The 315-nt window shown below is 43.5% G+C and carries 1 pseudogene; it reads left to right on the top strand.

Annotated elements, in window-relative coordinates:
• Window positions 1-315: pseudogene (locus tag ACXAG7_RS20080) on the top strand (hypothetical protein); the annotation flags it as partial.

Genomic DNA, 315 nt, shown 5'->3' with positions numbered 1-315 from the left:
TTGGTGGTGATGCAAATGCTTTACTTGGAGATGTTACACTAGAAATCGCTGCAGGTGCTGTTGGAACTACAGAATTAGCTGACAACGCAGTGACTACTGTGAAAATAAACGATAACGCTGTAACTACCGGAAAGATTAATGACGATGCAGTTACGGCTGCTAAAATAAACGCTGATGTTGCAGGTACTGGTTTAACACAAAACGGTGCGGGTGCCTTAGTAGTTGATCCGACTGCCTTTAACGGTGACGGTAACATTACCTCTTCTGACTTAACGGTTGGTGGTGATGCAAACGCTTTATTAGGAGATGTTACAC

The sequence above is a fragment of the Tenacibaculum sp. AWR4_210 genome, from assembly GCF_056160945.1.
The sequence above is the reverse complement of the archived record's forward strand: the minus strand, read 5'-3'. Positions and strand labels throughout refer to the sequence as shown.